This window comes from Streptomyces sp. NPDC102441 (assembly GCF_044765585.1).
In the GTDB taxonomy this organism is placed as follows: domain Bacteria; phylum Actinomycetota; class Actinomycetes; order Streptomycetales; family Streptomycetaceae; genus Streptomyces.
This window is the reverse complement of record NZ_JBIWKH010000024.1, coordinates 84,749-105,736: the sequence shown is the minus strand read 5'-3', so window position 1 is coordinate 105,736 and position 20,988 is coordinate 84,749. Positions and strand designations below refer to the sequence as shown.

Sequence of the window (20,988 nt, the reverse complement as noted above, 5' to 3'; positions counted from 1 at the left end):
CACCCCCCAGGTCATTCGTTCGACAGGGGGACACAGTCATACCGGGCCCGGAGGCCAGCGGCCCCATTGCAGGACCGCGAAAAAGATAACGGGGAGGGCCGGCGCGTCTGAGGCTCCTCAGTCATACGGAAGCGAACCCACCGCCGCTGTGAAAGGTTTCAAAGGAGTTCTCAGGAAGTTAAGCGCGACCGGAGCGGCTCGTCAATGGATCGGGAGTGAGGACCTGAAACCCCTAGGTAAGCGTCGAGAAATTCCTGGTCGAGAGCAGCCCCCGGGGCGACTTCCCCTCCTTGAATCGTTCAATGAGAGGGGGCGGGGCCCTCAAGGTCGGCATCCGCTTCCTGGTCAGTACTTCGCGCCGGTGCTGCCCCCAGTCGTGATCTGTCGGCATCGTCGTGCGGCAGAAATGCGGAGTGTGCCGCTGCTCGGGCGGCCCGAACCGCCTCTGGGCGCCGTCGGCGCGATGGGTGTCAGCGGGTGACCATGAGCTTCTTCACCGCGTAGTTGGTGCCGACACTGGTGTACGCCGTAGCCGAAGGCCAGGTGGCGGGTCATCTTGCGGTCGAAGTCCGGGATGTCGGGGTCGGTGAAGATCCTCGGGTCACGGTTGGCGGCGGGCATCGCCACGACGACGAGGTCGCCGGCGGCGATGGGCTGCGAGCTTGGTGATGTAGTCGATGAGCCAGTGCGCGCCCGCGTCCCGCTCCGCGCGGGGCCTGTTCATGTCCATGAGCTGCTCGGTGGCTTCGTGGAAGCCGTCGCGATCTGCGTACGGCACGCCGAGCCCGAGTTGGCGCCACCAGTCAGCTGAACTGCTCCATGTGCGTCTCCCCCCTCGGGGTGGCACTGTCGAGGAGGCCGTCCACTGCGGCGGCAGGGTCGGCGACCGGAGGGGGCTGTCGCGGCTCCGTAGGTTCCAGTGCGTGTTCAAGGCTAGACATTACGAACGGTGGTCGTTCATTATTGGCCACATCCGCTGCATCCGCTGCGGCAATGTAGGTGCCCCCGCACCGGGGCCCGGCCGCGGGATGCGGTGATCGGAAGGATGTCGCAATGACGCGCACGCTCAAGCAGTTGATCGAAGAGAACTCCCCCGTGATCGCTCCCTCCATCTATGACGGAATCTCCGCCCTGCTGGTCCGTGATCTGGGCTTCAAGGCTGCCTACATCGGCAGCTACGCCACCGGAGCCACCAAGTACGGAGTGGCGGACATCGGCTACATCGGGCTGGAAGACATGGCGGATCAGGTACGCCGTCTCGCGCCCGTCGTCGGTGTGCCGGTGATTGTGGACGGAGAGGGCGGCTGGGGGAATCCGCTGCACGTCGCCCGGTCGGTGAAGGTCCTGGAGCGGGCCGGGGCGTCGGCGGTGCACATCGAGGACCACGTCTTCGGTAAGCACATCACCGCCAGCCCGGAACTGCTGAGCGTGGGGCAGGCGTGCGACAAGATCAAGGCCGCCGTCGACAGCCGCGACTCCGAAGACTTCATGATCATCGGGCGCAGTGACGCCTTTCAGACCGAGGGGCCCAGCGCTACCGTGGACCGGGTGCTTGCCTATCAGGAGGCAGGTGCCGACGGGGTGTTCGTCGCCGGTGTGCTGGACGCCGAAAGCCATGCCCGGCTGCGCGCGGATGCGCGGGTGCCCATCTTCGCCGTGGACTTCCCCCAGCACAGCGCTGCCGACCACGCGGCCCAGGGCGCGGACGTGGTCCTTTACTACGCGCTCTCGCACCTTGCGGCGATCGACGGCATGCGTGCGGCGCTCGAAGTGCTGGCCGGCGAAGCCTCCACCACGAGCATCGAGAAGTCGATGAGCTTCGTGCCGGCCTTCGACGCCTTTCTCGGCATCGAGCAGGCGCGCGGGGAAGCCAGGAAGTACGGCCTGCTGGACTGATTCCACCGCCCGGCATCCACGGGCTCCAGGTGCGCGTGGCAGGGTGCTGCACATGGATGAGACGCCCGCTCCCGGAAACCGACGCAGCGGCAGACCCCTGGACGAGGGCCTGCGCGGCCGGGTACTGGAGACCGCCATCGACCTCTATGCCGAGCAGGGCTGGAGCGGCTTCAACTTCGAGGCCGTGGCCCGACGCGCAGGCGTGGGACGACCCGCACTCTACCGCCGCTGGGGAGACCGCGAGGCACTGTTGAAGGACACCATTCTGGGCACGAGTCCGGAGGTCCTCGACGCCGACCTCGGTTCCCTCCACGACGAACTGCTGCGGTTGCTGTCCGACTACCTTCAGGTGCTGCGGGGCAGTCGTGGCCGGGCCGGTCTACGTCTCTACCTCGACGCCCCCGCAATCCCCGGCGTTGTCGCCGCTGTGCATGCCCAGTTGATGGGACGCCGATACCTCGCAGTCTCGGCCGCCCTGAGCCGTGCGACGGAGCGCGCGGGCCGGCCTTCGGCACTCCCGGGGCGCCTGGTCTTCAACCTGCTGCTGGGCGGGGCCGTCGTCGGCGAAATCGGCGAGATAGGCGTCGCGGGGGAGGCCGCTCGCGAGCCCACCGACGCGGAAGGGCTCGTCGCCGCGGTGGTCGCTCTGACCGGCCTGGCCGGCCACCCCGCGCCGTGACCGTGCCGGGCTCCGCGTACCCCTGCACCGATCGTCCGCCTCTTACTCAACCCCGTATCCCACCGGCCCGCGCCGGGCCCGGCCGCTGAACGCGACGGGCCGACGAGGGCCCATCCATGAAAGACAACGCCATGCCACTTTCCCAGACCCCTGCGGTTTCTCCCACGACGCTCTTCGAGGGCGCCCGCGTGCTGATCGGCGACGGCGCCACCGTCATCGACGAGGCACACATCCTCGTCCGTGACGGGCTGATCGCCGACATCGGCCCCGCCGCGGCAGTTTCCGTTCCCGCCGACGCGCAGCGGATCGACCTGAGCGGCAAGACCGTCATGCCGACGATCATCAACCCCCATGCCCACGTCGGCTACCTCGTGGGAGCGGACACCGGGAAGGCGAACTACTCGCGTGCCAACGTGCTGGATCACCTGCGGAGGCTGGCCTACTACGGGGTCGGGGTCGTCCAGTCGCTGGGTACCGACCGCGATGACACCGAGATCGCCCTCCGTGACGAACAGCGCGCCGGCGTGCTGGACGAACCGGGCCTTCCCCTGCTGCTGACGGCCGGCAACGGCCTGGCCGCACCGACCCCCGGATCGGACAACGGCGGAGCGTTCTTCGCCCCGGACGTGATCCGCGAGGTCACCACCCCCGACGAGGCACGGGCCGTGGTGCGGGAACTGTCGGTGAAGAATCCCGACGTGATCAAGTTCTGGGTGGACGACCGCTCGGGTTCCAAGGTCAAGCTCGGGCCGAGCGTCTACGCGGCCATCATCGACGAGGCGCACCGGTTGGGGCACTCGGCCATCGCGCACATCTTCGATCTCGAAGACGCCAAGGGTGTCGTGAGGGCAGGCGTCGACGGTGTCGCACACATGGTCCGGGAGCCGGGCCCCGACGCCGAACTGATCGCCCTCCTCAAGGAGCACGACGTATTCACCTTCACCTCGATGGGCATCCAGAGGGGTGTACCGGAGGGCGTCGCCTGGCTCGATGACCCGTCGTTGGCCGAGACCGTCCCCGCGGCGGCCCGTACGGTCATGCGCACCGTGATCGAGTCCGTCCCCGCCGAGATGGTCTCCGCGATGAAGGAGTCCTACGCGGTCCTGGAGGCCGGGCTGCGCACTCTGCTCGACGGCGGCGCGCGGGTCTTGCTGTCGGCCGACACGGGCGTGTTCACCCAGTTCTTCGGCTTCTCCGAGCACCGTGAACTGGAAGCCATGGTGCGGGCCGGGATGCCGGTCCAGCAAGCCATTCAGGCTGCCACACAGGGCCCCGCGCGGATGCTCGGTCTTGACGACCGCGGCACCCTGGAGCGCGGCAAGCGCGCCGACCTGCTGGTTCTGGACGCCGATCCGCTGCAGGACATCACCCGCACCCGTCGCATCGCCGCCGTCTACTTCGCCGGCCGCGCCCTCGACCGTGATGCCTTGCGCGCCGGGTGGGCGGAGGCGACCCACGCCTGATCCCGGCGGGGTCGTCGCCGTGCGGGGGAGTGGCCGGGCAGCCGTCGGCGCCCTGGCCTAGGCGGCGAAGGCCTTCTCCCAGGTGCCGTCAGCGGCCCATTTACGCGGGCGGTGGTGGACGCCCTTCCATGAGCCGAACCTCTCGGGCAGGTCCTTCCGCGGCCGGCCGGCGCGGGTGGTTGAACGCGGCCACGTCGCTCACCTGCCGGTGATCACGCTACCGCCCGCCCCGCCAGGTGGCGGCACCCGGACCAGGCAGACCCGCCGTCTGGCGATGGCCGCCGACGGGGGTGTGCACCAGCATGAAGAGGTGTCCCCAGCCCGTGGTGGACCGTGTCCGCGAGTTGCGCCATCCCCGGCGTCTGGCCCGCTGTGACCGTCGGCGATACCCGCTACATCGACGGCGGCATCCGTTCCTCCACCAACCTCGACCTTGCGGCAGGCCACGCCCGCACTCTCGTCATCGCTCCCATGCCCGACCCGGTGCTCGACGCCGACGCGGCCTCGATCGCCGAGCGCGGCGGCCTCATCGACGTCATCACCCCTGACGAGGCCACTCTTGCCGCCTGCGGCACCACCCGCTGTCCCCCGCCGGCAGGAGCCCCGCGGGCCACGCCGGTTTCGCCCAAGGACGCGAGGCCGCAGAGGTCGTTGCCGCGCTGTGGAACAAGGGGTAGCACGCGGCGCGGCAGCGGTGGCCGCTGGTGGGTGGCGTCAACTCTCTGGTTCTCAGCCGGCCGGGGCCCGCGAAGCCATGAAGGTGTCCGCTCGTAGCCCATCAACATTCCTGGACGGAACGGGTGCTGTGGGAGGGCGTCACTCTTCGGGGGTGCCACCCGTGAGGATCGAGCGGATTCTCCGCGCTGCTTCCGTCGGCTGCCGGAGGGTGGGGGCCGTCTGTCGTCGACTGTGGGACCAGGGAATCGACCAGCCCCACGGCCAGCTCCTCGGTCAGGGCCCCGAACCCTCGTCCACCATCAGCGCGCATTCAGGGCGATCGAACCGTGCAGTCCCGCCCAGAACGTCTGCGCCGCCCGTGACGGGTGCTCCGCCGTGTGCAGCCCCCCTCGCCGGCTGTCCCGGTCCCATGGATCTTGAAAGATCACCTACCGGAATGGGGCGGGGAGTTGCCTCACGGCCGGGAGCGGGCGTCAGACCACGGATACGGCGACGGTGGGGGGCTTGGTCGACGCGATCCTGCGGGCGCGCCCCTTGAAAAGGAGGATGCCCGCCATGGCGACGAGCAGCCAGCAGCCGATGATGAGAAGTCCGCGGCCGACACCCGCACCATTGAAGTAGAGGACGGCGTGGACGGAATCCATGGCCCCTGCACCGAGCCAGAATGTGTTGAGGAAGGACCAGAACGCCGGGAGCATGGGGGCGGCGATGGCTCCGCCGGAGCTGGGGAAGTTGAGGAAGACGGCCACGGTCATGACGAAGAAGATCGCCGCCTGTTTGAAGAGCAGATTGAAGAGGATGGCCACCACTCCGATGGTGAAGGCATAGACGGCACCGATCGCGATCGTCGCGGCGATTCCGGCCGCGGTGCCTGAGTACGCGCCGATCACCCAGCCGCCGATGGCCAGCACGATGCAGGGGGTGAGAGCCGACAGCACGGCGAGAGGGATCAGCTGTTTCGGTACAGACATGGTCGGCGCCACCTGGCTCAGTACCGTGATCGTCAGGTATCCGCCGAGCGTGCAGATGATGAGGAAGTAGAAGGCCGCGGTGCCGGTGGAGTCGCCCTCCGGCAGCGGGACGTGATCGTTGACGGTGACCTTGAGCCCGCTCGCGTCCCCCAGCTGTTGTCCGAGGCGCTGCACCACGGTGGAGGTGGCCTGGCCACCCGCCGAGGCGGTGTGCACGGTCAGGGTCCTGCCGAGCTGGATCGCCCCGATCTGGTCGCGCTCCTCAAGGGCCTTGAGCGGCCCGGCCAGGCTTTCACTCGTCCGGATGTCGAACATGTCACCGGAGGAAGCCTCGATGCTCTTGGCTGTGGCCTCCGTCTGTGCCTGCGGTCCGACCAGGGTGACGACCGCGTTGTGCGGCGTCGGGTGATGGAAGGCGCTGATGTAGCACAGGCTGAACATCAGGACAAAGAAGAGCGGAAACACCATGGCCTGTGCAACGGCCCTCCAAGAAACGGGCGGGTCGGCTTCGGCGAGTCCGGCACCGGAGGTGGCCTCGGTTCCGTTGTCGGGGTCGGATTCGATGTGGCTCATGTCGGAACTCCCGTAAATCGCGTAATCGTTAAGTCAATCGCTTTGAACGGTGATGCAAAATGTCATGGACGGGTCCGGCGATATGGTTTCCACCTTGGATCCGGTTCAATCTAGTGATTGAAGAAAGATGAGAGGTGGGTGGCGTATCAGCCTTGCCCGGACCCGCATCGAGGGCAACTGGAGTTCCCTCGAATGATTACGCCGTTCCACGCAACACCCGTGTCGTCATCCGCGTCGGCGGTATGGGGCCGGCCATCGCCAGACGGCTCGGCGGCGGACGACGCGTACCGCGCTGCCCGCCGACTTCGAGCGGCATCTCGCGACCGCGCCCACAAGACGCAGGGCAGCGGGGGCCTGGAAAACGCAGGAGGTTTCATCCGCCCTACGGTGCAGGGGCGCGGGCCACAGCTGAGCCTGGCCGCGGCCCGGGTGGTCTCGGACGATTCTGCCCGGGCCGCGGAGGATGCCTCGTCAGAGAACGGCGACCGGGTTCGTGGCGCTGGCCGTGACGCCGACGAAGCGCCACGGGAGCATCGTGAACAGGAACTCCCAGCGGTTCTCAGCGGCGCACGTGCCGGCGAGTTCGGTGAGTTCCATGTTGTCGATCAGCCAGAGGCCCATGGCCACGAGTGAGACGACGTGGATCGGCCTGAAGAGGTCGAACGTGTCGAAGCCGGACGGCTGGACGTCCTGGATGCAGTCGCTGCCGAGGACGGCGATGTCCCGCTCGCGCAGGTAGGGGAGACAAGCGGCGTGCAGGCCCGCCTGGGGGCTTCCTATCTCGCGGCTCCTGTCCTGGAGCGCACGCGCGACGTGCCCGGTGTGGAAGATCAACGCGTCGCCGGCGCGGACCGTCACTCCCTGGCGTTCCTCGGCGGCCGTCAGCTCGTCCGGCATGATCGCGTGGCCGGGTTCGAGTGACTGCACGCCGTGCAGCGCGGCGATGTCGAGGAGTACACCGCGCGTGATGATCCCGTCGCTGGCGTGGTGGATCGACAGCTTCTGGGCCCCGCCGATCGAGTCCGTCTCATCGGCGTCGTACCCGTTGTAGTTCTTCCCGTCCCACGTGTAGTGGGCCAGTCCGTCGAGGTGGGTGTGGGAGCCGTGGCCGACGATGCCGACGTATTCGGAGTTGCCGTCGAACCGGACGGTATCGCCCATGTGATGCTTGGCCTCGCCGAGCGCCATATAACGCTGAACGACGCTGAGCCCGCTCTTGAGCGGATCGGCATTGCGGGGATCGATGTCACGGGACAGGGAGACGACGTTCCCGGTCTCCACCAGCGCTGCCGCGCCCTTGCGAATGCTCGGCGTGATGTGGTTCAGCGTTCCGAGCCGGTCGTCGTCGCCCCAGCGCCCCCAGTTCGAGAGCGTGTCGAAGTAGCTGATGACTTCTTCCGCGGTTGGCTTGCCCATCACTTGGCTCCCTTCGTGATCGCGTCGAGCCCATCCTTGGTACTGGTCAGTGATGATTTGAAAACGGTGTAGAGCAGTCCGCGGTCCCCGGTGACGTTGATGATCCGTGATCCACTCGCCACCATTCGCTCCAGTCCACCGGATCCGAAGCCGGCGATGGAGACGTACTCGATCCCGGCGTCCCGTGTCGCTTGCACCACTTTGGATTGCATCTTGTCGATGTCGGGATGGGATACGTCGCCTTCGAGTCCGAGCGCCATCGCCAGGTCGAACGGGCCGAAAACGAGACCGTCCAAGCCGGGAACACTGGCGATCGCCTGCACGTTCTCGACGCCCTCGACATCTTCGATGAGGCCGAACACGAGCGTGTCGCTGTTGGCGCGACGGTATTCGAAGGTCCAGTCATCGGCGAGGTGACCGACCGCACGCGTGGCCGGGCACGCACCACGGGTGCCCTGCGGTTCGAACTTCGAGGCCGCCACGATCGCCGCGGCATCCTCGGCGGTCCGCAGGTGGGGTGCCATGATGCCGGTGGCCCCGGCATCGAGAACACGCTGGATGAAGGACGGGTTGTGGTCCGGTACCCGGACGATCGAGTCGATACCCGATGCGTCGGCTGCTCGCACCAGCGTGTTGATGTCGCCGAGATCCATCGTCCCGTGTTCGGCATCGATCCACGCGAAGTCATGGCCGGTGTATCCCGCGATCTCGACCACTTCGGCGGAGGGCATCTGGACAGTGACGCCGAACGCCCGCTCTCCCGCTTCGAGCTTGTTCCTGATGCGCCGATGACAAGTTCGCATTCACTTTCTCCTTTGAATGTGCATTACGAAAATCGCGGGGGCCCATGGACGGATCATCCTGACGGTCCGACGGTATTTCGCTGTCGCCGGTGGAATGGGCGGGCTGATCCCCTGCGCAGTTGAGGACTTGCTCTGCGGCCGTACGCGGGGTCTGATGCACCAGCCGATTCGTCGCCGAGGCATTCCCAGGGCACCCTCGGCAGGCCTGCCAAGGGACGACGGTGACAACTCCCGGCTGTTTCCCGTCTCGTGGAGGCCGCGTCCACGATGGCGACCCGCCCAGGTCACAGCGCCGGGGGCTTCGGGTTCCCGCCCGTGAGAGTCTCCACAAGGAGAGTGCCGTCCAGCCGGGCGGTCCCGTTCTCGTCAGGATTCGGGTGGAGCTCCGCGCCTACGGCTTCGCCGTGGTCGCACGCGGCCATGAGCTGGTCATGGCGGTACACGATCGCCGCCCGGAATTCCGGATGGGTGATCACATAGAGCTCGTTGTTGTGCACGGCGTCGACGGTGCGCAGGCCGACCTCGTACGGATCCATGCCGTCGGGCGACGCCGACTGGCCGCCGGCGCTGCTCGGTACCGCATCGGCGTCCGCCACGCCGCGAGCGCGCAGGGAAGTCCGCCACAGCCGGGACCGGACCCCTCCGGGGCACACGACGCTGACGCCGACCAGGCCATCGACGGCCAGCTCGGCCCGCAACGACTCGGACAGCCCGACGAGGGCGAATTTGGTCGCCGTGTAGGCCGTCAGATCCGGGATACCGCCGAACAGTCCGCCCATGGATGCCGTGTTGACGATATGGCCACCCCCGGCGGCCACCATCGGCTCCAGGAAACAACGGATGCCGTTGAACGCGCCGTTGACATTGGTGTCGACGACCTTGGTCCACAGCTCCGGCGTGATCTGCCCGAACTTCAGACCAAGAGTGCTGACGCCGGCGTTGTTGCACAGCAACTGCACCGGGCCCAGTGCCGCTTGGACCTTCTCGGCCGCCGCGGCCCAGCCCGCCGGGTCGGTCACGTCCAGCGGCACAGCGAGAACCGTTGCTCCGGAAGCCTCAAGGTCCGAAGCGGCCTGCTCCAGAGCCTCCGCGTCCACGTCAGCCATAGCGATCTTCATCCCGGCCTCGGCGAACGCACGAGCCATTCCGAGCCCGATCCCGCCGGCAGAACCGGTGATGAAGGCCACTTTTCCCTGTAGGTCGCCGATCATCGCTCATCACCTTTCAGTCAGGCGGAGGGCCACCTCCGCTTGTGTCTGACCGTAACACTGAAACGGAGAGACGTCTCCGGATGTGCTGGTGAGGGGCTGGCGTGACCATCCACCCGCCGAAGCGTTGGCGAGTTGGTGACCTGTTTGAGCTGTGTATGCGGTGGTGCCCTCCCGCACGCTCGTGGCGGGTTGGAGCGCCGCCGGGGGCTTCGATCGCCGTCGCTTCCGGGCCGCATGGCAGCGACTCGACACGCTCGTTCGCGTACAACTGGACGCGTGACTCGACGCGTACGGACGCACGGTGCCGGCCGTGTCAGGCGGTCATAGCCGCTGCGGCAGCGGCAGCCTCGCGGCCTCTTCCATCTCTGCGGTGGTCAAAGGAGGCTCTTGCAGCGGCGTCGTGGTATCGCGCTGCGGCCGCAGTCCGTCGAACAGAATGGTCAGGTAGCGACGCCAGAGCTCGGGTCGTACGCTTCGGGAGTACTCGACGACGGCGTTGAGCATGAACTCGATGCACGGCCAGTCCGTGGCCTCGACGTCGTCCCGAAGTTTCCCGTCCGCGAGTGCCCGCTCGAACAGGGCGCGCACGACGGGGCCGAGTCGATTCCGGGCGTAGGCGACACCGTCCCCACCGTAAGCGGCGGACATGAGCACCTGCCGCAGGCCTCGGTCGTTCATCAGGGTCTCGCCCAGCCGTTCGAAGAACGAGAAGAGCCCCGTCCACGAGTCCTGCTCGGTGAGACACCGTTCGGCGAGGGGTACGAGCGCTTCCATGCGTTCGCAGAAAAGTGCCTCGATAAGGGCTTCCTTCTTGGGGAAGCGCCGGTAGACCGTGCCCACTCCGACGCCTGCGTGGCGAGCGATGTCGTCAAGGCCTGCTTCGAGACCGCGCTCGGTGAATACCTCGACTGCTGCTTGCAGGATGATCCGGCGGTTTCGCTCGGCGTCCGGCCGCAGTGGACGTGCGGGCCGCGCGGGGCTCGCCGAAGTGTCGCCTGAGGTCGGGGGCATGCTGCGTATTTTACGCCACGCAAGCGGTAGGGCTTCTCCGCTTGTGTGCTGCCGCCGCCGGTCCGGGGCGCGGTCACCGCTGAGCGTTGTGACGAACACTCAGCGAAAACCTTAGTTTCGAAAACTTGCTTTTCGCTTTGCGGGGTGGCTACAGTTCTGTCGTCAGCCAGAACCGATCAGGAGCAGTCATGACCGAGGCACCGACCGCATCGCGCCGCCGTAAACTCACTCCGGAGCGAGAGCGTGAGCTGCTGCAGGTGACGGCCGAGCTGGTCGGCGAGGTCGGCTACGACCGCGTGACCATGGCCTCGGTCGCGCAGCGGGCGAAATGCAGCACGGCCACTCTCTATCGGCAGTGGGAGAGCAAGCCGCGGCTGGTGATGTCGGCGTGGAAGGCCCTCACCGATGAGGGCAAGCGTGACCTGTCGCAGATCGACACGGGCAGTCTGCGCGGTGACTTGATGGGCGCGGCTCAGTATCTGGTGGTCGACGACCCGGTCAGGGACACCTTCACATCGGTTCCGGCCGCCATCGTCCAGGACAGGAGCCTCATGGAGGTCGTCCGTGAGATCTTGATCCATCCGATCCTGCGTGACCTGTCCCAACTGCTCGACCGTGCGGTGGACAGAGGGGAGATCGCGGCCGGGAACCCGGTCATCGGTCTGGCGGACCAGGTACTGCTCGGTCCGTGGCTTGCACAGACCATCCTCCATGGGACCCCGGCCACACAGGAACTGATGGAAAGCGTCGTCGACTTGGTTCTCCTGCCGGCCCTCGTGGCACAGCCGGCCACCGCGTGACCTGAGGCCGGCCCCGAATTCCGCTCCTGCCGTGCCGCCCCTGTGTGTGCCGGCGATCACTCACACCCTGACAACGGCCTGAGCGCCGCTCGTCTACTTCCGCATGCCCTTAAGGGTCCCGCACTTGCGTCACCGCCGGGCTCAGGGCACCGCACGCCACAAACACCTTCGATCCGGAGCACCTCCCTCATGGCAACCTTTCTGCACAAGATCGGCGGGGTCGCGTTCAAGCGGCGCTGGCTGGTCGTTCTTCTCTGGGCGCTCGTCCTGGGCGCCGTGGGCGTCGGCGCCGCCAACAGCTCGGGCCCCACCAGCTCAAGCATCACTCTGCCCGGCACAGAGGCCCAGAGGGCTTTCGACCTTCTGGGGGAGAAGTTCCCGGCTGCCAACGCCGACGGAGCCACCGCCCGCGTCGTACTGCGTGCCCCCGACGGCGAGAAGATCAGCGACCCGGAGAACAAGGCCGCCCTCGAAGCGGCCCTGGCCGACGTGAAGGGCTCCTCCTCCCAGGTCGGAAAGGTCAGCGACCCCTTCGCCTCCAAGGCACTGAGCGCGGACGACACCACCGCCTATGCCCAGGTCACCTACACCGCCAAGGACGCCGACCTCACCGACGGCGACCACGCCGGCCTGGACAAGGCCCTGGAATCGGGCCGTGACCAAGGGCTGACGGTGGAAGCGTCCGGCAACGCGCTCGCCGCCCCCGAAGAGAGCCACACCGCTGAGGCCATCGGCTTCGCCCTGGCCGCCGTCATTCTCCTCATCACCTTCGGCTCCCTGATCGCTGCCGGCCTTCCTCTGCTCACCGCGCTGGTCGGAGTCGGTGTGAGCATGTTCGCCATCACCGCGCTCAGCGGCCCGCTCGACCTCAACAGCAACGCCTCTGCCCTAGCCACGATGCTGGGCATCGCCGTCGGCATCGACTACGCCCTGTTCATCGTCTCCCGCTACCGCTCCGAACGTGCGGACGGCTACGACGCCCGCGAGGCCGCCGCCCGCGCCAACGGCACCGCCGGATCCGCCGTGGTCTTCGCCGGATTGACCGTCGTCATCGCCCTGGCCGGCCTCGCCGTGGTCAACCTGCCCATCCTGACCGCGATGGGCCTCGCCGCCTCGGGCGCTGTCGTCATCGCCGTCCTCGTCGCCATCACCCTGATCCCCGCGCTTCTTGGCTTCGCCGGTGAACGCGTCCGTGGCAAGGCGCGCGAGAAGACCGCCCCCGACACCGAGAAGCGCAAGCCGGGACTGGGACAACGCTGGATCTCGTACGTCGTGCGCAAGCCGACAAGGATGCTGCTGCTTGCCGTGGTCGCCCTCGGCGTGGTCGCACTGCCCGCCACCCAGCTCGAACTCGGGCTGCCGGACGACGGCTCCAAGACCAGCTCGTCCACTCAGCGCAAGGCCTACGACATGTTGTCGCAGTCCTTCGGACCCGGCTTCAACGGCCCCCTCACTGTGACCGTCGACGACAAGGACCCGGGCGTCGCCCGCCGCAGCGCCGAGGGTGCGAGCAAGTCCCTGGCAGCCCTGCCGGACGTTGCCGCCGTTACCCCGGCCGTCTTCAACGAGGCCGGAGACACGGCCATCATCACCGTCACCCCCAAGAGCGCACCGGGCAGCGACGAGACCAAGAATCTCGTCGCCGACATTCGCGAGGTGGCCGATGACCTGCACTCGGACACCGGGGCCCGTTCCCTGGTGACAGGCACCACAGCCCTCAACATCGACATCTCCGACAAGTTCAGCGCGGCGATCGTGCCCTACCTGGCCCTCGTCGTCGGCCTGGCCATCCTCGTCCTGATCCTGGTCTTCCGCTCCATTCTGGTCCCCATCAAGGCGGCCCTCGGCTTCCTGCTCTCCGTGCTTGCCTCCCTGGGCGCACTCGTCGCGGTCTTCCAATGGGGCTGGCTGAAGGATCTGATCGGCCTGGAACAGACCGGCCCCATCATGAGCCTGATGCCCGTCATCCTGGTCGGCATCGTCTTCGGCCTGGCCATGGACTACCAGGTGTTCCTGGTGACCCGCATGCGCGAGGCATACATCCACGGCGACGACGCCCGCACCGCGATCGAGACGGGCTTCAAGCACAGCGCGACGGTCGTCACCGCCGCGGCCCTCATCATGATCAGCGTGTTCGCCGGCTTCGTCGGCTCCCACGACGCCATGATCAAGTCACTGGGGTTCGGTCTCGCGATCGCCGTCGCCTTCGACGCGTTCATCGTCCGCATGACGCTCGTGCCCGCCGCCCTCGCACTGCTCGGCAAGCGCGCATGGTCCCTGCCTGCCTGGATCGACCGCATCCTGCCCAATGTGGACATCGAAGGCGAAAAGCTCGCCCGGCACACTCCGGCCGCCGCGACCACGGACCGTGAACTCAGCTTCGCCGGCTCCGCGGACGACAGCCGCTGACAGCCAACTCATCCCACAGGCCCGCGGCCGCCACGGCGCCGCGGGCCTGACACCTGCCCGAAGGACGCCGATGTATCGGGTACTCCTCGCAGTCGGCCCCGCCCTCGTCCGTGACGCCTACGCCCACGTGATCGCCGCATCCCCCGCCTTCAGCCTCCGGGCCCAGACGGAGACCCTGGCCGAGGCCCTGACCGTCCTGTCCACCACGACCTGCGACATCCTGCTGATCGAGACCCGCGAACTCGGCGGGGCCACACCGGCCGCGGCACTGCGCCAGGCATCCGGCCAAGTCCGGATCGTCGTTCTCGGAAACATCCCTCCGGCCGAACTCGTGCTCCTCGCAGGGGCAGGAGTGACCGGCGTGCTCGGCCTCTACCTCGAAGCCGACGAATTCCTCACCGCGCTCGACGTCGTCTGCCGCGGCGGAATGGTCATCTCTCCCGCGCCCTCCCCGCCCCCGGCGCCCGCCCCCTCCGTGGCACTTGCGCCGCTCTCGCGGCGTGAACGCGAGATTCTCGCTCTCGTCGCCACCCAGCCGGACAACACCGCCATCGCCCACGCACTCGGCCTGAGCCCTTTCACTGTCAAGACGCACGTCCACCGGATCATGCACAAACTCGGAATCTCCAGCAGAGCCCACCTTGTGACCCTCGCCTACGAAAGCCGACTGATCGTCCCAGGAAACCGGCCCATCCCCGACGCGGCAGTGACGAGCGCGAACCACGCCCCTCTAGCGATCCGGCTCCCCCCACCTGAACCGAACGAAGAGCCCTAGCCTCGTTCGTTCACGAGTTCTCGCCGTGTTCTGACGGGAACTCTGTTGTTGCAAGGTGTTGAATCCTGAGGTCGGAACAGGCCGATTCTGCCGTCCTGACCTCATGTCTGGCGCGACGTCGGTGGGGTGTGCAGGCCGGCAAGCAGGATGTCGAGGAGAGCGGCCGCTCGCTGTCCGGCGGCTGCGGCGTTTCCCGTCAGGAGCTGGTACAGCAGAGCGCCGATCAAGGCGTCTGCGACGGCTTCCAGATCGGTGTCGGCCCGGAGGTCTCCCGCGTCCACCGCGGAACGCAGCCGTTCGGTGAGCGCCTGGTGCTGAGGGCCGGCGAGTTGCCGGTACAGCACCTCGGCATCGTCCGGGTTCTCAGCCGCCGCGGCGGTCAGCGCCAGAAGCAGTGGGACATTGCGCGGGTCCGCGGTAACCCGGGCGTACTCGCGGTGCCAGATCCTCAGGTCGTTCTCGATATCACCGGTGTCCGGCGGCTCCGCAGAGTGCCCCGGAGCGGTAGTCAGGATGTTGTGACGGAGTGCGTCGGCGACAAGAGCGCCCTTGGAGGGCCAGCGCCGATACACGGTCGGCTTGCCCACTCCGGTGCGCGCGGCGACGCCTTCCATCGACAGCCGGGCATAGCCCTTCTCGATGACCAGATCCCGGGTGGCTTCGAGGATGGCCCGGTCCGCGGTCGTGTCGCGTGGTCGGCCCGGCCGACGTACCTCTCCCATTTCTTCATCCTAAGCCCTGGTGTACGCTTCAGTTACGAAACGGGTCGTAACGTATATGGAGGGTCTTCTCATGAGCGCCAACGTCGTGGTCGTCATCGGTGTCGGTGGAATGGGGCAGAGCATTGCCCGGCGGCAGGGAGCGGGCAGGAAGGTGTTGCTCGCCGACTTCAACGAAGAGCTGCTGAGCGCCGCCGCCGAAACGCTGCGGGGCGAAGGTCATGACGTGGTCACGCGCCCCGTCGATGTTTCCTCCCGTGCGTCGGTGACCGCCCTCGCCGACGAGGCGGCGGCTCTCGGCAGTGTCGTCGAAGTCGCGCACACGGCGGGCCTCTCCCCGGTCCAGGCGCCTGTTGCCGCGATCCTGGAAGTGGACCTGGTGGGCGTGGCCCTGGTCCTGGAGGAGTTCGGCCGGGTCGTCGCTCCGGGAGGGGCGGGAGTGGTCATCGCCAGCATGGGCGGCTACATGATCGCGCCTCTCGACGCCGCGCAGGAACAGGCCCTGGCCCACGCCCCTGCCGACGAGTTGCTCAAGCTGCCCTTCGTCGCCCCGGAGACCAGTGCCGGTGCCTACAGTCTGGCCAAGCGCGCCAATCAGCTCCGCGTCCAAGGGGCCAGCGTGCAATGGGGAGTGCGCGGCGCCCGGATCAACTCCATCAGCCCCGGCGTCATCTCCACCCCCATGGGTCGTGAGGAACTCGAGAGCGGCAACGGCGCCCAGATGCGCGCCATGATCGACGCGTCAGCCGCCAAGCGGCTGGGCACGCCGGGTGACATTGCCGAGGCGGCCGCGTTCCTCCTCGGCCCGACCGCCACGTTCATCAGCGGCACCGACCTCCTCGTCGACGGCGGCGTTGTCGCCGCCATCAGGGCGAGCCGGCCGAGCGTGCGCGGCTGACCTACTGAGATTGGCCGCGTGGTGTCGTAGGGGGTGACGGCTGGCCGGTGGCTGCGGTATCACCCGAGTCATGCGGATCCACAAGGGGGCGGGCTGACCGCCGAACGGCAGTAGTTCCGCGAGGAGTTACGGCTCCAGGCTCCCGAGCGGTTCACCCAGGGTGAGGGCGGTACCGCGATCGCCAGAGATCTGCGGGCCGGTGTCCGTTCGGTCCAGCGACGGCGGCACGCGGGGGCCGAGGGCGGCCCACGATCCCTGCGGTCGCAGGGGCCGGCGTCCCTGCCGAGGCTCAGCGATCGGCAGTTCGCTCAGCTGGAGGCGGAGCTGGCCAAGGGGCCGGCCGCGCATGGCTGGGAGGACCAGCGGGTGTGGCCCCGCGCGGAAGGCTAGCGGCGGCCCGTGGAGCGTGGCTGGTCTTCGCGGACGAAGCCGGCTTCTCCATGACGCCGCCGCACGCCAGGACCTGGTCACCACGCGGCCGCACCCCGGTGGTCCGGGTCCGCGGCCGTCCCCGCCGCCGACTCTCCATTGCCGCGCTGACCTGCTACGAACCCGGCCACCGATCGAAGCTGATCTACCGCCGCGACGGGACGACGGCAACCGTGACGGGCGCAAAAGTTTCTCCTGGCGCGACTACCGGGACCTGCTGATCGCCGCCCACCAACAACTCGATGGCCCCATCGTCCTCATCTGGGACAAGCTCAACGTCCGCAAAGCCGCAGGTCTGCGGGAGTTCGCCGAATCCCGCGACTGGCTGACCATCCACTACCTGCCGCCCTACGCCCCCGACCTCAACCCCGGCGCTGGAACGTCGCCTGTGTCGAGGCGGTTTCCCCTGCCACGGTGACGCTGCACGTGCACGAGCTCCGTCAAGCTCAGGTGTACCGTCCGGCGGACCTCATGGGCACGGTCTTCTCTGCCGAAGATGTTTCCCGGAAGCGAGGAGGGCCTCACAGCCTTCTTTGACCAGGTCCTTCTGCACACAGATCCGCGCGGCATTCGCCAATGCCCCGGCGTGAGGGCCGCGGCCCAGGCGGCCAAGCGCCGCCTGGGCAGGCACGCAGGAGGGGACAGGGCTGAGCCGGCTTGCCGGGCTCTACCTCGGGGCGTTCCTCAGTACCTACCTTCGCCTTCAACGCTTGGTGACCACGATCTGGCGATTTGTTGCCGAAGCCGGTGGGTGAAGCGACGTAGGAGGTCCAATCCCGGTGGGCTCGGGCCGTGGTCACCATCCCTTCGAGAGTCTCCCGGGCCTGCAGGAGATCGTTGATCTGCGCTGTGATCCGCTCGCGTTCGCGGGCCGTCCGCTCCAGCAGAGCCGTGAAAGGGGGGCGACTGAAGACCACGTTGGCTCCATCACGGCACAGACGTTGGACAATCGCCCGACCGATGCCGCGGGAACCACCCGTGACGACGGCTGCCATACCTTCCAGCACTGCCCCTCCCAACGACGTGCATAGAGACTATCTAGGGAGTCTGAATCACGCCGTGCGCCTGGACCTGGCCGAGCCAGGTGGAGCAGAGCAGCTCATGGAGACCGCTGAGACGCATCTTGGCGGCCTGGACATCTTGGTGAACAACGCCGCGATGTCTCATGCTCCAGTCCCGCTCGCGGAGACCAGCACCGCGGTGTTCGACAACGTGATGGCGGTGAACGCCCGATCGGTCTTCATGACCATGCGTCACGCGGCCCAACGGATGCGCGACGGCGGCCGGATCGTCAACATCTCCACGATGAACACGGTGCGGCCTGCTCCAGGCATCGGCCCCTACGCCGCCAGCAAGGGCGCCGTCGAGCAGCTGACCGCGATTGCAGCGCGGGAACTCGGGGCACGCCGCATCACGGTCAACACTGTCTCTCCCGGAGCCACGGACACCGAGATGTTGCATGCAGCCAATCCCCCGCAAGCCCTCCAGGCCGTCGCCGGCATGACACCCCTCGGCCGACTCGGACAGCCCGCCGATGTCGCCGACGTCGTCGCCCTTCTTGTCGGCCAGGACGGCCGGTGGATCACCGGTCAAAATCTGCGGGCAACCGGCGGCCTGGCCTGATCGGGAAGGTCTGCTACCTGGCGACCGTCATCGACCTCGCCTCGCGCCGTCTGGCCAACTGGGCGATCGCCGACCACGTGCGCACGGACCTCGTCACACCGACGCCCTGGCCGCGGCGATCCGCACCCGCGGCAGCCTCGCCAGATCGATCATGCACACCGACCACGGGGCCCAGTGCACCAGCAGGGCAGTCGCCGAAGCATGCCATTCAGCAGGAGTCCGGCGAAGCATGAGCGCAATCGCGGGTCCAGCGCGGACAGCGCACTCACCGAGTACTTCAAAGCGAGACACTCCAGGGCCGGAAAGGGTCGCCCGACGAGCGCCAGCCCCGACGCCTTCCGATGACTCCATCGCTACAACACCCGACGCAGACATTCCCGCCGCGGACCACGATCGCCGATCGACTTCGAGAAGGCCGGCCCGAACCGGCTGTGGGTCACCGACACCGCCGAACACGCCACGGCTGACGGAAAGTCGTATCTGTGCGCGGTCAAGGACGCCTTCAGCAGGAGGATCGATCGTGGGTTACTCCATCGACGCCCGGATGATGTCCCGCCTCGCCGTTGCAGCTCTCGACAATGCGGTTGCCCCGACGCCGAAGACAAGCCTCATCCGGCCGGCTGACCCCCGTCGAGTACGAAACCGTCATGACCACACCGGCCCTCCAAGCCGCGTGACTGACCCTGACACCCAACCCTGCATCAGACCCCTCTCCCACAGATATGACCCGTTGAACGGGCCTCAGGGTTCAGGCTTGGCGAAGCGGTGCGAGCGCGTTGGTCCAGGCGATCACTTCGGTGAGCATCTGCTGGAGCGCATTGTCGTGGCGTGCGGCAGGCTCGAACGTCGTGAATTTCTCGAAGTCGGTCGCGAGTGACAGGTTGACCTGGGTACGCACGGTTGCCAGTTGCAGCGCTCCGGCGATGAGTCGCAGGTGTTCGACGGCGCGGGCGCCACTGACGTTGCTGCCGTACGCGACGAAGCCGGCGGCTTTGTTGTTCCACTCCCTGTAGAGGAAATCTATGGCGTTTTTGAGCGCCGATGGGATCGACCGGTTGTACTCGGGGGTGACGAATACGTACCCGTCGAGCTCAGCGACCCGGGCGCTCCAGGCGCGGGTGTGGGCGTGCTCGTATTCGCCCATCAGCGGGGATCGTGGCTCGTCGAACAGGGGCAGGTCGTAGTCGGCGAGGTCGACGAGTTCGAAGTCGGCGTCCTCGCGTGCCCTGGCCGTCTTCTCGATCCACTGCGCGACCTGAGGTCCAACGCGGCCGGGGCGGGTGCTGCCAAGGATGATCCCAATTCTGGTCATGTGCATCTCCATGTCGTGGTGAGGGGGAAGGGGCGCGTGAGCACGCCAAAACTTACTATCAGTATGAACTGAGGGTGCCAGGGCTGGCCCCGGCACCTCCTTACGCACTTCGAAGTCAGTTACGCACCTTCAGGGAGGAACCTCGCTGGCGTTGGCCTGTGCGCCGCATGTCATGTGAGCGAGGTTGTCTTCCTCGGCGTGTGGGGTGATTCGAGAGCCGCTACAAGGCCGTTCAACCGCAGACGTGTCCCGCCGCGAACATGCAGTAGGTCGTCGCTTCCGTCGCCTGTCGGTGCGACGAACGCGACTTGCTCCGTCCAGGCGAGCTCGGCCCCACCCGGCTCGGCGTGCAGCTCGACGGTCGCGAGGGAGGTCCAGCGCAGCACTCCGTCGACGTGAGACTCGTAGACGTACACGATTCGGACATCTGGGGTGATGTCGATATACCGTGACCAGAACTTGAGCTGTTGCGGGGGCGTATCGAGGGTTGTGAAAGTGCTGTACGCGGTCTCACCACCGCCCACGCGGAAGTCGTGTTCGTACGTTGCTCCGCTGCCGGGGAGCTTGAACCACCGCCGCCGGAGGTCGGAGTCGGCGAACGCACGGAACACCTCGGCGGGGGACGCGGAGAGGCGCAGTGTCACCGTGAACGTATCGTGCCGGACACCGCTGGGGACCGACTCGGACGGTGTGCCATGGGTCTGCTCTACTGCGCTGTCTTGGTTTTCGGTCATGACTGTGCGCTCCTGTCTGCGAGTTACGATCAGTAGGAAACGGCATGATCCCGCGGATTAGTCCGGCGCGGAGTCACGCACTTTGACGTCACTTGCGTACGCGGGAGGAAGAATCGTATGGCCGCACCCCTCCGTTCTGATCTCGTTGCCAGGGGAGTCGCCCCGGAATGCATCGAGACCATCGAACTCGTGCGGGACGTGCTTGCCCGAGTGGGAGACAAATGGACCGTCCTGGTGATCACCGCGCTCGTGTCCGGGCCGCTACGCTTCACCACCCTGTACGAACAAGTGGCAGGCATCTCACAGAGGATGCTCAGCCAGACCTTGCGGCTCCTGACCAATGACGGGCTGGTGACGAGGACGGCGTACGCGGAAGTCCCACCCCGCGTCGAGTACGCCCTCACACCGCTGGGCCGGTCGCTCAGCGACGCCGTGGACGGCATCGTCCACTGGGTCCGGGAGCACCAAGGGGAGGTCATCCAGAACCGAACCGAGTTCGAAGCAGAAGGCCGGCGAGCCGGACGGCTGCGCTGATTTTCGGCCCAGCATGAGCCCTGCCGACATCCACGCCCTCTCAGAAACCGAGCA

19 protein-coding genes and 4 pseudogenes are annotated in these 20,988 nt (G+C 67.2%); 12 read left to right on the top strand and 11 right to left on the bottom strand.

Annotated features, from left to right (window positions below; all coding sequences use genetic code 11):
- Positions 1-601: 601 nt before the first annotated feature.
- Entirely contained in the window at positions 602-778 is a 177-nt protein-coding gene (locus ACIREO_RS37445; RefSeq protein ID WP_404118910.1) for a hypothetical protein, read from the bottom strand.
- A gap of 275 nt (positions 779-1,053) precedes the next feature.
- Here ACIREO_RS37445 and ACIREO_RS37440 point away from each other — a divergent pair, with 275 nt between their 5' ends.
- From ACIREO_RS37440 to ACIREO_RS37430, 3 genes are all read left to right on the top strand, one after another.
- The gene (locus tag ACIREO_RS37440) at positions 1,054-1,896 is read left to right on the top strand and encodes an oxaloacetate decarboxylase (protein WP_404118908.1); all 843 of its coding nucleotides are present in this window, start codon (positions 1,054-1,056) and stop codon (positions 1,894-1,896) included.
- 52 nt (positions 1,897-1,948) lie between these two features.
- Positions 1,949-2,575 (top strand): TetR/AcrR family transcriptional regulator, encoded by a 627-nt coding sequence (locus ACIREO_RS37435; RefSeq protein WP_404118905.1) that lies wholly within the window; start codon positions 1,949-1,951, stop codon positions 2,573-2,575.
- Between the two features lie 131 nt (positions 2,576-2,706).
- On the top strand, positions 2,707-4,038 hold the full coding sequence (locus ACIREO_RS37430; protein WP_404118903.1) for an amidohydrolase family protein: 1,332 nt from the start codon (positions 2,707-2,709) through the stop codon (positions 4,036-4,038).
- A gap of 57 nt (positions 4,039-4,095) precedes the next feature.
- On the opposite strand, the pseudogene ACIREO_RS37425 reads toward ACIREO_RS37430, so the two are convergent.
- Positions 4,096-4,203, bottom strand: a pseudogene (locus tag ACIREO_RS37425) (transposase); the annotation flags it as partial.
- Positions 4,204-4,371: 168 nt separating this feature from the next.
- Here ACIREO_RS37425 and ACIREO_RS37420 point away from each other — a divergent pair.
- Positions 4,372-4,812: a patatin-like phospholipase family protein gene (locus ACIREO_RS37420; protein ID WP_404118901.1), complete on the top strand. Its 441-nt coding sequence runs from the start codon at positions 4,372-4,374 to the stop codon at positions 4,810-4,812.
- A gap of 377 nt (positions 4,813-5,189) precedes the next feature.
- On the opposite strand, the gene ACIREO_RS37415 is transcribed toward ACIREO_RS37420, so the two are convergent.
- The 5 genes from ACIREO_RS37415 to ACIREO_RS37395 all read right to left on the bottom strand — a co-directional run bounded on the left by ACIREO_RS37415 (position 5,190) and on the right by ACIREO_RS37395 (position 10,701).
- On the bottom strand, positions 5,190-6,260 hold the full coding sequence (locus ACIREO_RS37415) for a hypothetical protein (RefSeq protein WP_404118899.1): 1,071 nt from the start codon (positions 6,258-6,260) through the stop codon (positions 5,190-5,192).
- 471 nt (positions 6,261-6,731) lie between these two features.
- Positions 6,732-7,676 carry a cyclase family protein gene (locus tag ACIREO_RS37410; RefSeq protein ID WP_404118897.1) on the bottom strand — a complete coding sequence of 315 codons (945 nt, stop codon included), beginning with the start codon at positions 7,674-7,676 and terminating at the stop codon, positions 6,732-6,734.
- Entirely contained in the window at positions 7,676-8,407 is a 732-nt protein-coding gene (locus ACIREO_RS37405) for an HpcH/HpaI aldolase/citrate lyase family protein (RefSeq protein WP_404118895.1), read from the bottom strand. Before ACIREO_RS37405 ends, ACIREO_RS37410 begins: the two co-directional genes overlap by 1 nt.
- Positions 8,408-8,763: 356 nt before the next feature.
- Positions 8,764-9,690 (bottom strand): SDR family NAD(P)-dependent oxidoreductase, encoded by a 927-nt coding sequence (locus tag ACIREO_RS37400; RefSeq protein ID WP_404118892.1) that lies wholly within the window; start codon positions 9,688-9,690, stop codon positions 8,764-8,766.
- A 321-nt stretch (positions 9,691-10,011) separates the two neighbouring features.
- The gene (locus tag ACIREO_RS37395; RefSeq protein WP_404118889.1) at positions 10,012-10,701 is read right to left on the bottom strand and encodes a TetR/AcrR family transcriptional regulator; all 690 of its coding nucleotides are present in this window, start codon (positions 10,699-10,701) and stop codon (positions 10,012-10,014) included.
- Positions 10,702-10,889: 188 nt separating this feature from the next.
- Between ACIREO_RS37395 and ACIREO_RS37390 the strand changes: the two genes are divergently transcribed.
- The 3 genes from ACIREO_RS37390 (at position 10,890) to ACIREO_RS37380 (ending at position 14,685) form a co-directional block, all read left to right on the top strand.
- Positions 10,890-11,501, top strand: coding sequence for a TetR/AcrR family transcriptional regulator (locus ACIREO_RS37390; RefSeq protein WP_404118887.1), 612 nt, complete (start codon positions 10,890-10,892; stop codon positions 11,499-11,501).
- Positions 11,502-11,690: 189 nt separating this feature from the next.
- On the top strand, positions 11,691-13,910 hold the full coding sequence (locus tag ACIREO_RS37385) for an MMPL family transporter (protein ID WP_404118885.1): 2,220 nt from the start codon (positions 11,691-11,693) through the stop codon (positions 13,908-13,910).
- A 70-nt stretch (positions 13,911-13,980) separates the two neighbouring features.
- Positions 13,981-14,685, top strand: a complete 705-nt coding sequence (locus ACIREO_RS37380) for a response regulator transcription factor (protein ID WP_404118882.1) — start codon at positions 13,981-13,983, stop codon at positions 14,683-14,685.
- 101 nt (positions 14,686-14,786) lie between these two features.
- Here the strand turns inward: ACIREO_RS37380 and ACIREO_RS37375 are convergent, their stop codons facing one another.
- Complete coding sequence (locus ACIREO_RS37375) at positions 14,787-15,407, bottom strand: TetR/AcrR family transcriptional regulator (protein WP_404118879.1); 621 nt, start codon at positions 15,405-15,407, stop codon at positions 14,787-14,789.
- A gap of 70 nt (positions 15,408-15,477) precedes the next feature.
- Between ACIREO_RS37375 and ACIREO_RS37370 the strand changes: the two genes are divergently transcribed.
- Both ACIREO_RS37370 and ACIREO_RS37365 read left to right on the top strand, forming a co-directional pair.
- The gene (locus ACIREO_RS37370) at positions 15,478-16,302 is read left to right on the top strand and encodes an SDR family oxidoreductase (protein ID WP_404118877.1); all 825 of its coding nucleotides are present in this window, start codon (positions 15,478-15,480) and stop codon (positions 16,300-16,302) included.
- A 440-nt stretch (positions 16,303-16,742) separates the two neighbouring features.
- Positions 16,743-17,131 (top strand): annotated as a pseudogene (locus ACIREO_RS37365) (transposase); the annotation flags it as partial.
- Between the two features lie 121 nt (positions 17,132-17,252).
- On the opposite strand, the gene ACIREO_RS37360 reads toward ACIREO_RS37365, so the two are convergent.
- Positions 17,253-17,726, bottom strand: a complete 474-nt coding sequence (locus ACIREO_RS37360; protein ID WP_404118875.1) for an SDR family NAD(P)-dependent oxidoreductase — start codon at positions 17,724-17,726, stop codon at positions 17,253-17,255.
- A gap of 61 nt (positions 17,727-17,787) precedes the next feature.
- Here ACIREO_RS37360 and ACIREO_RS37355 point away from each other — a divergent pair.
- Positions 17,788-18,354, top strand: a pseudogene (locus tag ACIREO_RS37355) (SDR family oxidoreductase); the annotation flags it as partial.
- 360 nt (positions 18,355-18,714) lie between these two features.
- Positions 18,715-19,031 (top strand): annotated as a pseudogene (locus ACIREO_RS37350) (DDE-type integrase/transposase/recombinase); the annotation flags it as partial.
- Positions 19,032-19,102: 71 nt separating this feature from the next.
- On the opposite strand, the gene ACIREO_RS37345 reads toward ACIREO_RS37350, so the two are convergent.
- Positions 19,103-19,666, bottom strand: a complete 564-nt coding sequence (locus ACIREO_RS37345; protein ID WP_404118873.1) for an NADPH-dependent FMN reductase — start codon at positions 19,664-19,666, stop codon at positions 19,103-19,105.
- A 170-nt stretch (positions 19,667-19,836) separates the two neighbouring features.
- On the bottom strand, positions 19,837-20,400 hold the full coding sequence (locus ACIREO_RS37340) for an SRPBCC domain-containing protein (protein WP_404118870.1): 564 nt from the start codon (positions 20,398-20,400) through the stop codon (positions 19,837-19,839).
- 117 nt (positions 20,401-20,517) lie between these two features.
- Between ACIREO_RS37340 and ACIREO_RS37335 the strand changes: the two genes are divergently transcribed.
- Positions 20,518-20,934: a winged helix-turn-helix transcriptional regulator gene (locus ACIREO_RS37335; RefSeq protein ID WP_404118867.1), complete on the top strand. Its 417-nt coding sequence runs from the start codon at positions 20,518-20,520 to the stop codon at positions 20,932-20,934.
- Positions 20,935-20,988 lie beyond the last annotated feature (54 nt).

Excerpts from the sequence above, each read along its gene's own strand:
- ACIREO_RS37440 (WP_404118908.1), top strand. The coding sequence starts at position 1,054 with ATGACGCGCACGCTCAAGCAGTTGATCGAAGAGAACTCCCCCGTGATC.
- ACIREO_RS37435 (WP_404118905.1), top strand. The coding sequence starts at position 1,949 with ATGGATGAGACGCCCGCTCCCGGAAACCGACGCAGCGGCAGACCCCTG.
- ACIREO_RS37430 (WP_404118903.1), top strand. The coding sequence starts at position 2,707 with ATGCCACTTTCCCAGACCCCTGCGGTTTCTCCCACGACGCTCTTCGAG.
- ACIREO_RS37415 (WP_404118899.1), bottom strand. The coding sequence starts at position 6,260 with ATGAGCCACATCGAATCCGACCCCGACAACGGAACCGAGGCCACCTCC.
- ACIREO_RS37410 (WP_404118897.1), bottom strand. The coding sequence starts at position 7,676 with ATGGGCAAGCCAACCGCGGAAGAAGTCATCAGCTACTTCGACACGCTC.
- ACIREO_RS37405 (WP_404118895.1), bottom strand. The coding sequence starts at position 8,407 with ATGCCCTCCGCCGAAGTGGTCGAGATCGCGGGATACACCGGCCATGAC.
- ACIREO_RS37400 (WP_404118892.1), bottom strand. The coding sequence starts at position 9,690 with ATGATCGGCGACCTACAGGGAAAAGTGGCCTTCATCACCGGTTCTGCC.
- ACIREO_RS37395 (WP_404118889.1), bottom strand. The coding sequence starts at position 10,701 with ATGCCCCCGACCTCAGGCGACACTTCGGCGAGCCCCGCGCGGCCCGCA.
- ACIREO_RS37390 (WP_404118887.1), top strand. The coding sequence starts at position 10,890 with ATGACCGAGGCACCGACCGCATCGCGCCGCCGTAAACTCACTCCGGAG.
- ACIREO_RS37385 (WP_404118885.1), top strand. The coding sequence starts at position 11,691 with ATGGCAACCTTTCTGCACAAGATCGGCGGGGTCGCGTTCAAGCGGCGC.
- ACIREO_RS37380 (WP_404118882.1), top strand. The coding sequence starts at position 13,981 with ATGTATCGGGTACTCCTCGCAGTCGGCCCCGCCCTCGTCCGTGACGCC.
- ACIREO_RS37375 (WP_404118879.1), bottom strand. The coding sequence starts at position 15,407 with ATGGGAGAGGTACGTCGGCCGGGCCGACCACGCGACACGACCGCGGAC.
- ACIREO_RS37370 (WP_404118877.1), top strand. The coding sequence starts at position 15,478 with ATGAGCGCCAACGTCGTGGTCGTCATCGGTGTCGGTGGAATGGGGCAG.
- ACIREO_RS37360 (WP_404118875.1), bottom strand. The coding sequence starts at position 17,726 with ATGGCAGCCGTCGTCACGGGTGGTTCCCGCGGCATCGGTCGGGCGATT.
- ACIREO_RS37345 (WP_404118873.1), bottom strand. The coding sequence starts at position 19,666 with ATGACCAGAATTGGGATCATCCTTGGCAGCACCCGCCCCGGCCGCGTT.
- ACIREO_RS37340 (WP_404118870.1), bottom strand. The coding sequence starts at position 20,400 with ATGACCGAAAACCAAGACAGCGCAGTAGAGCAGACCCATGGCACACCG.
- ACIREO_RS37335 (WP_404118867.1), top strand. The coding sequence starts at position 20,518 with ATGGCCGCACCCCTCCGTTCTGATCTCGTTGCCAGGGGAGTCGCCCCG.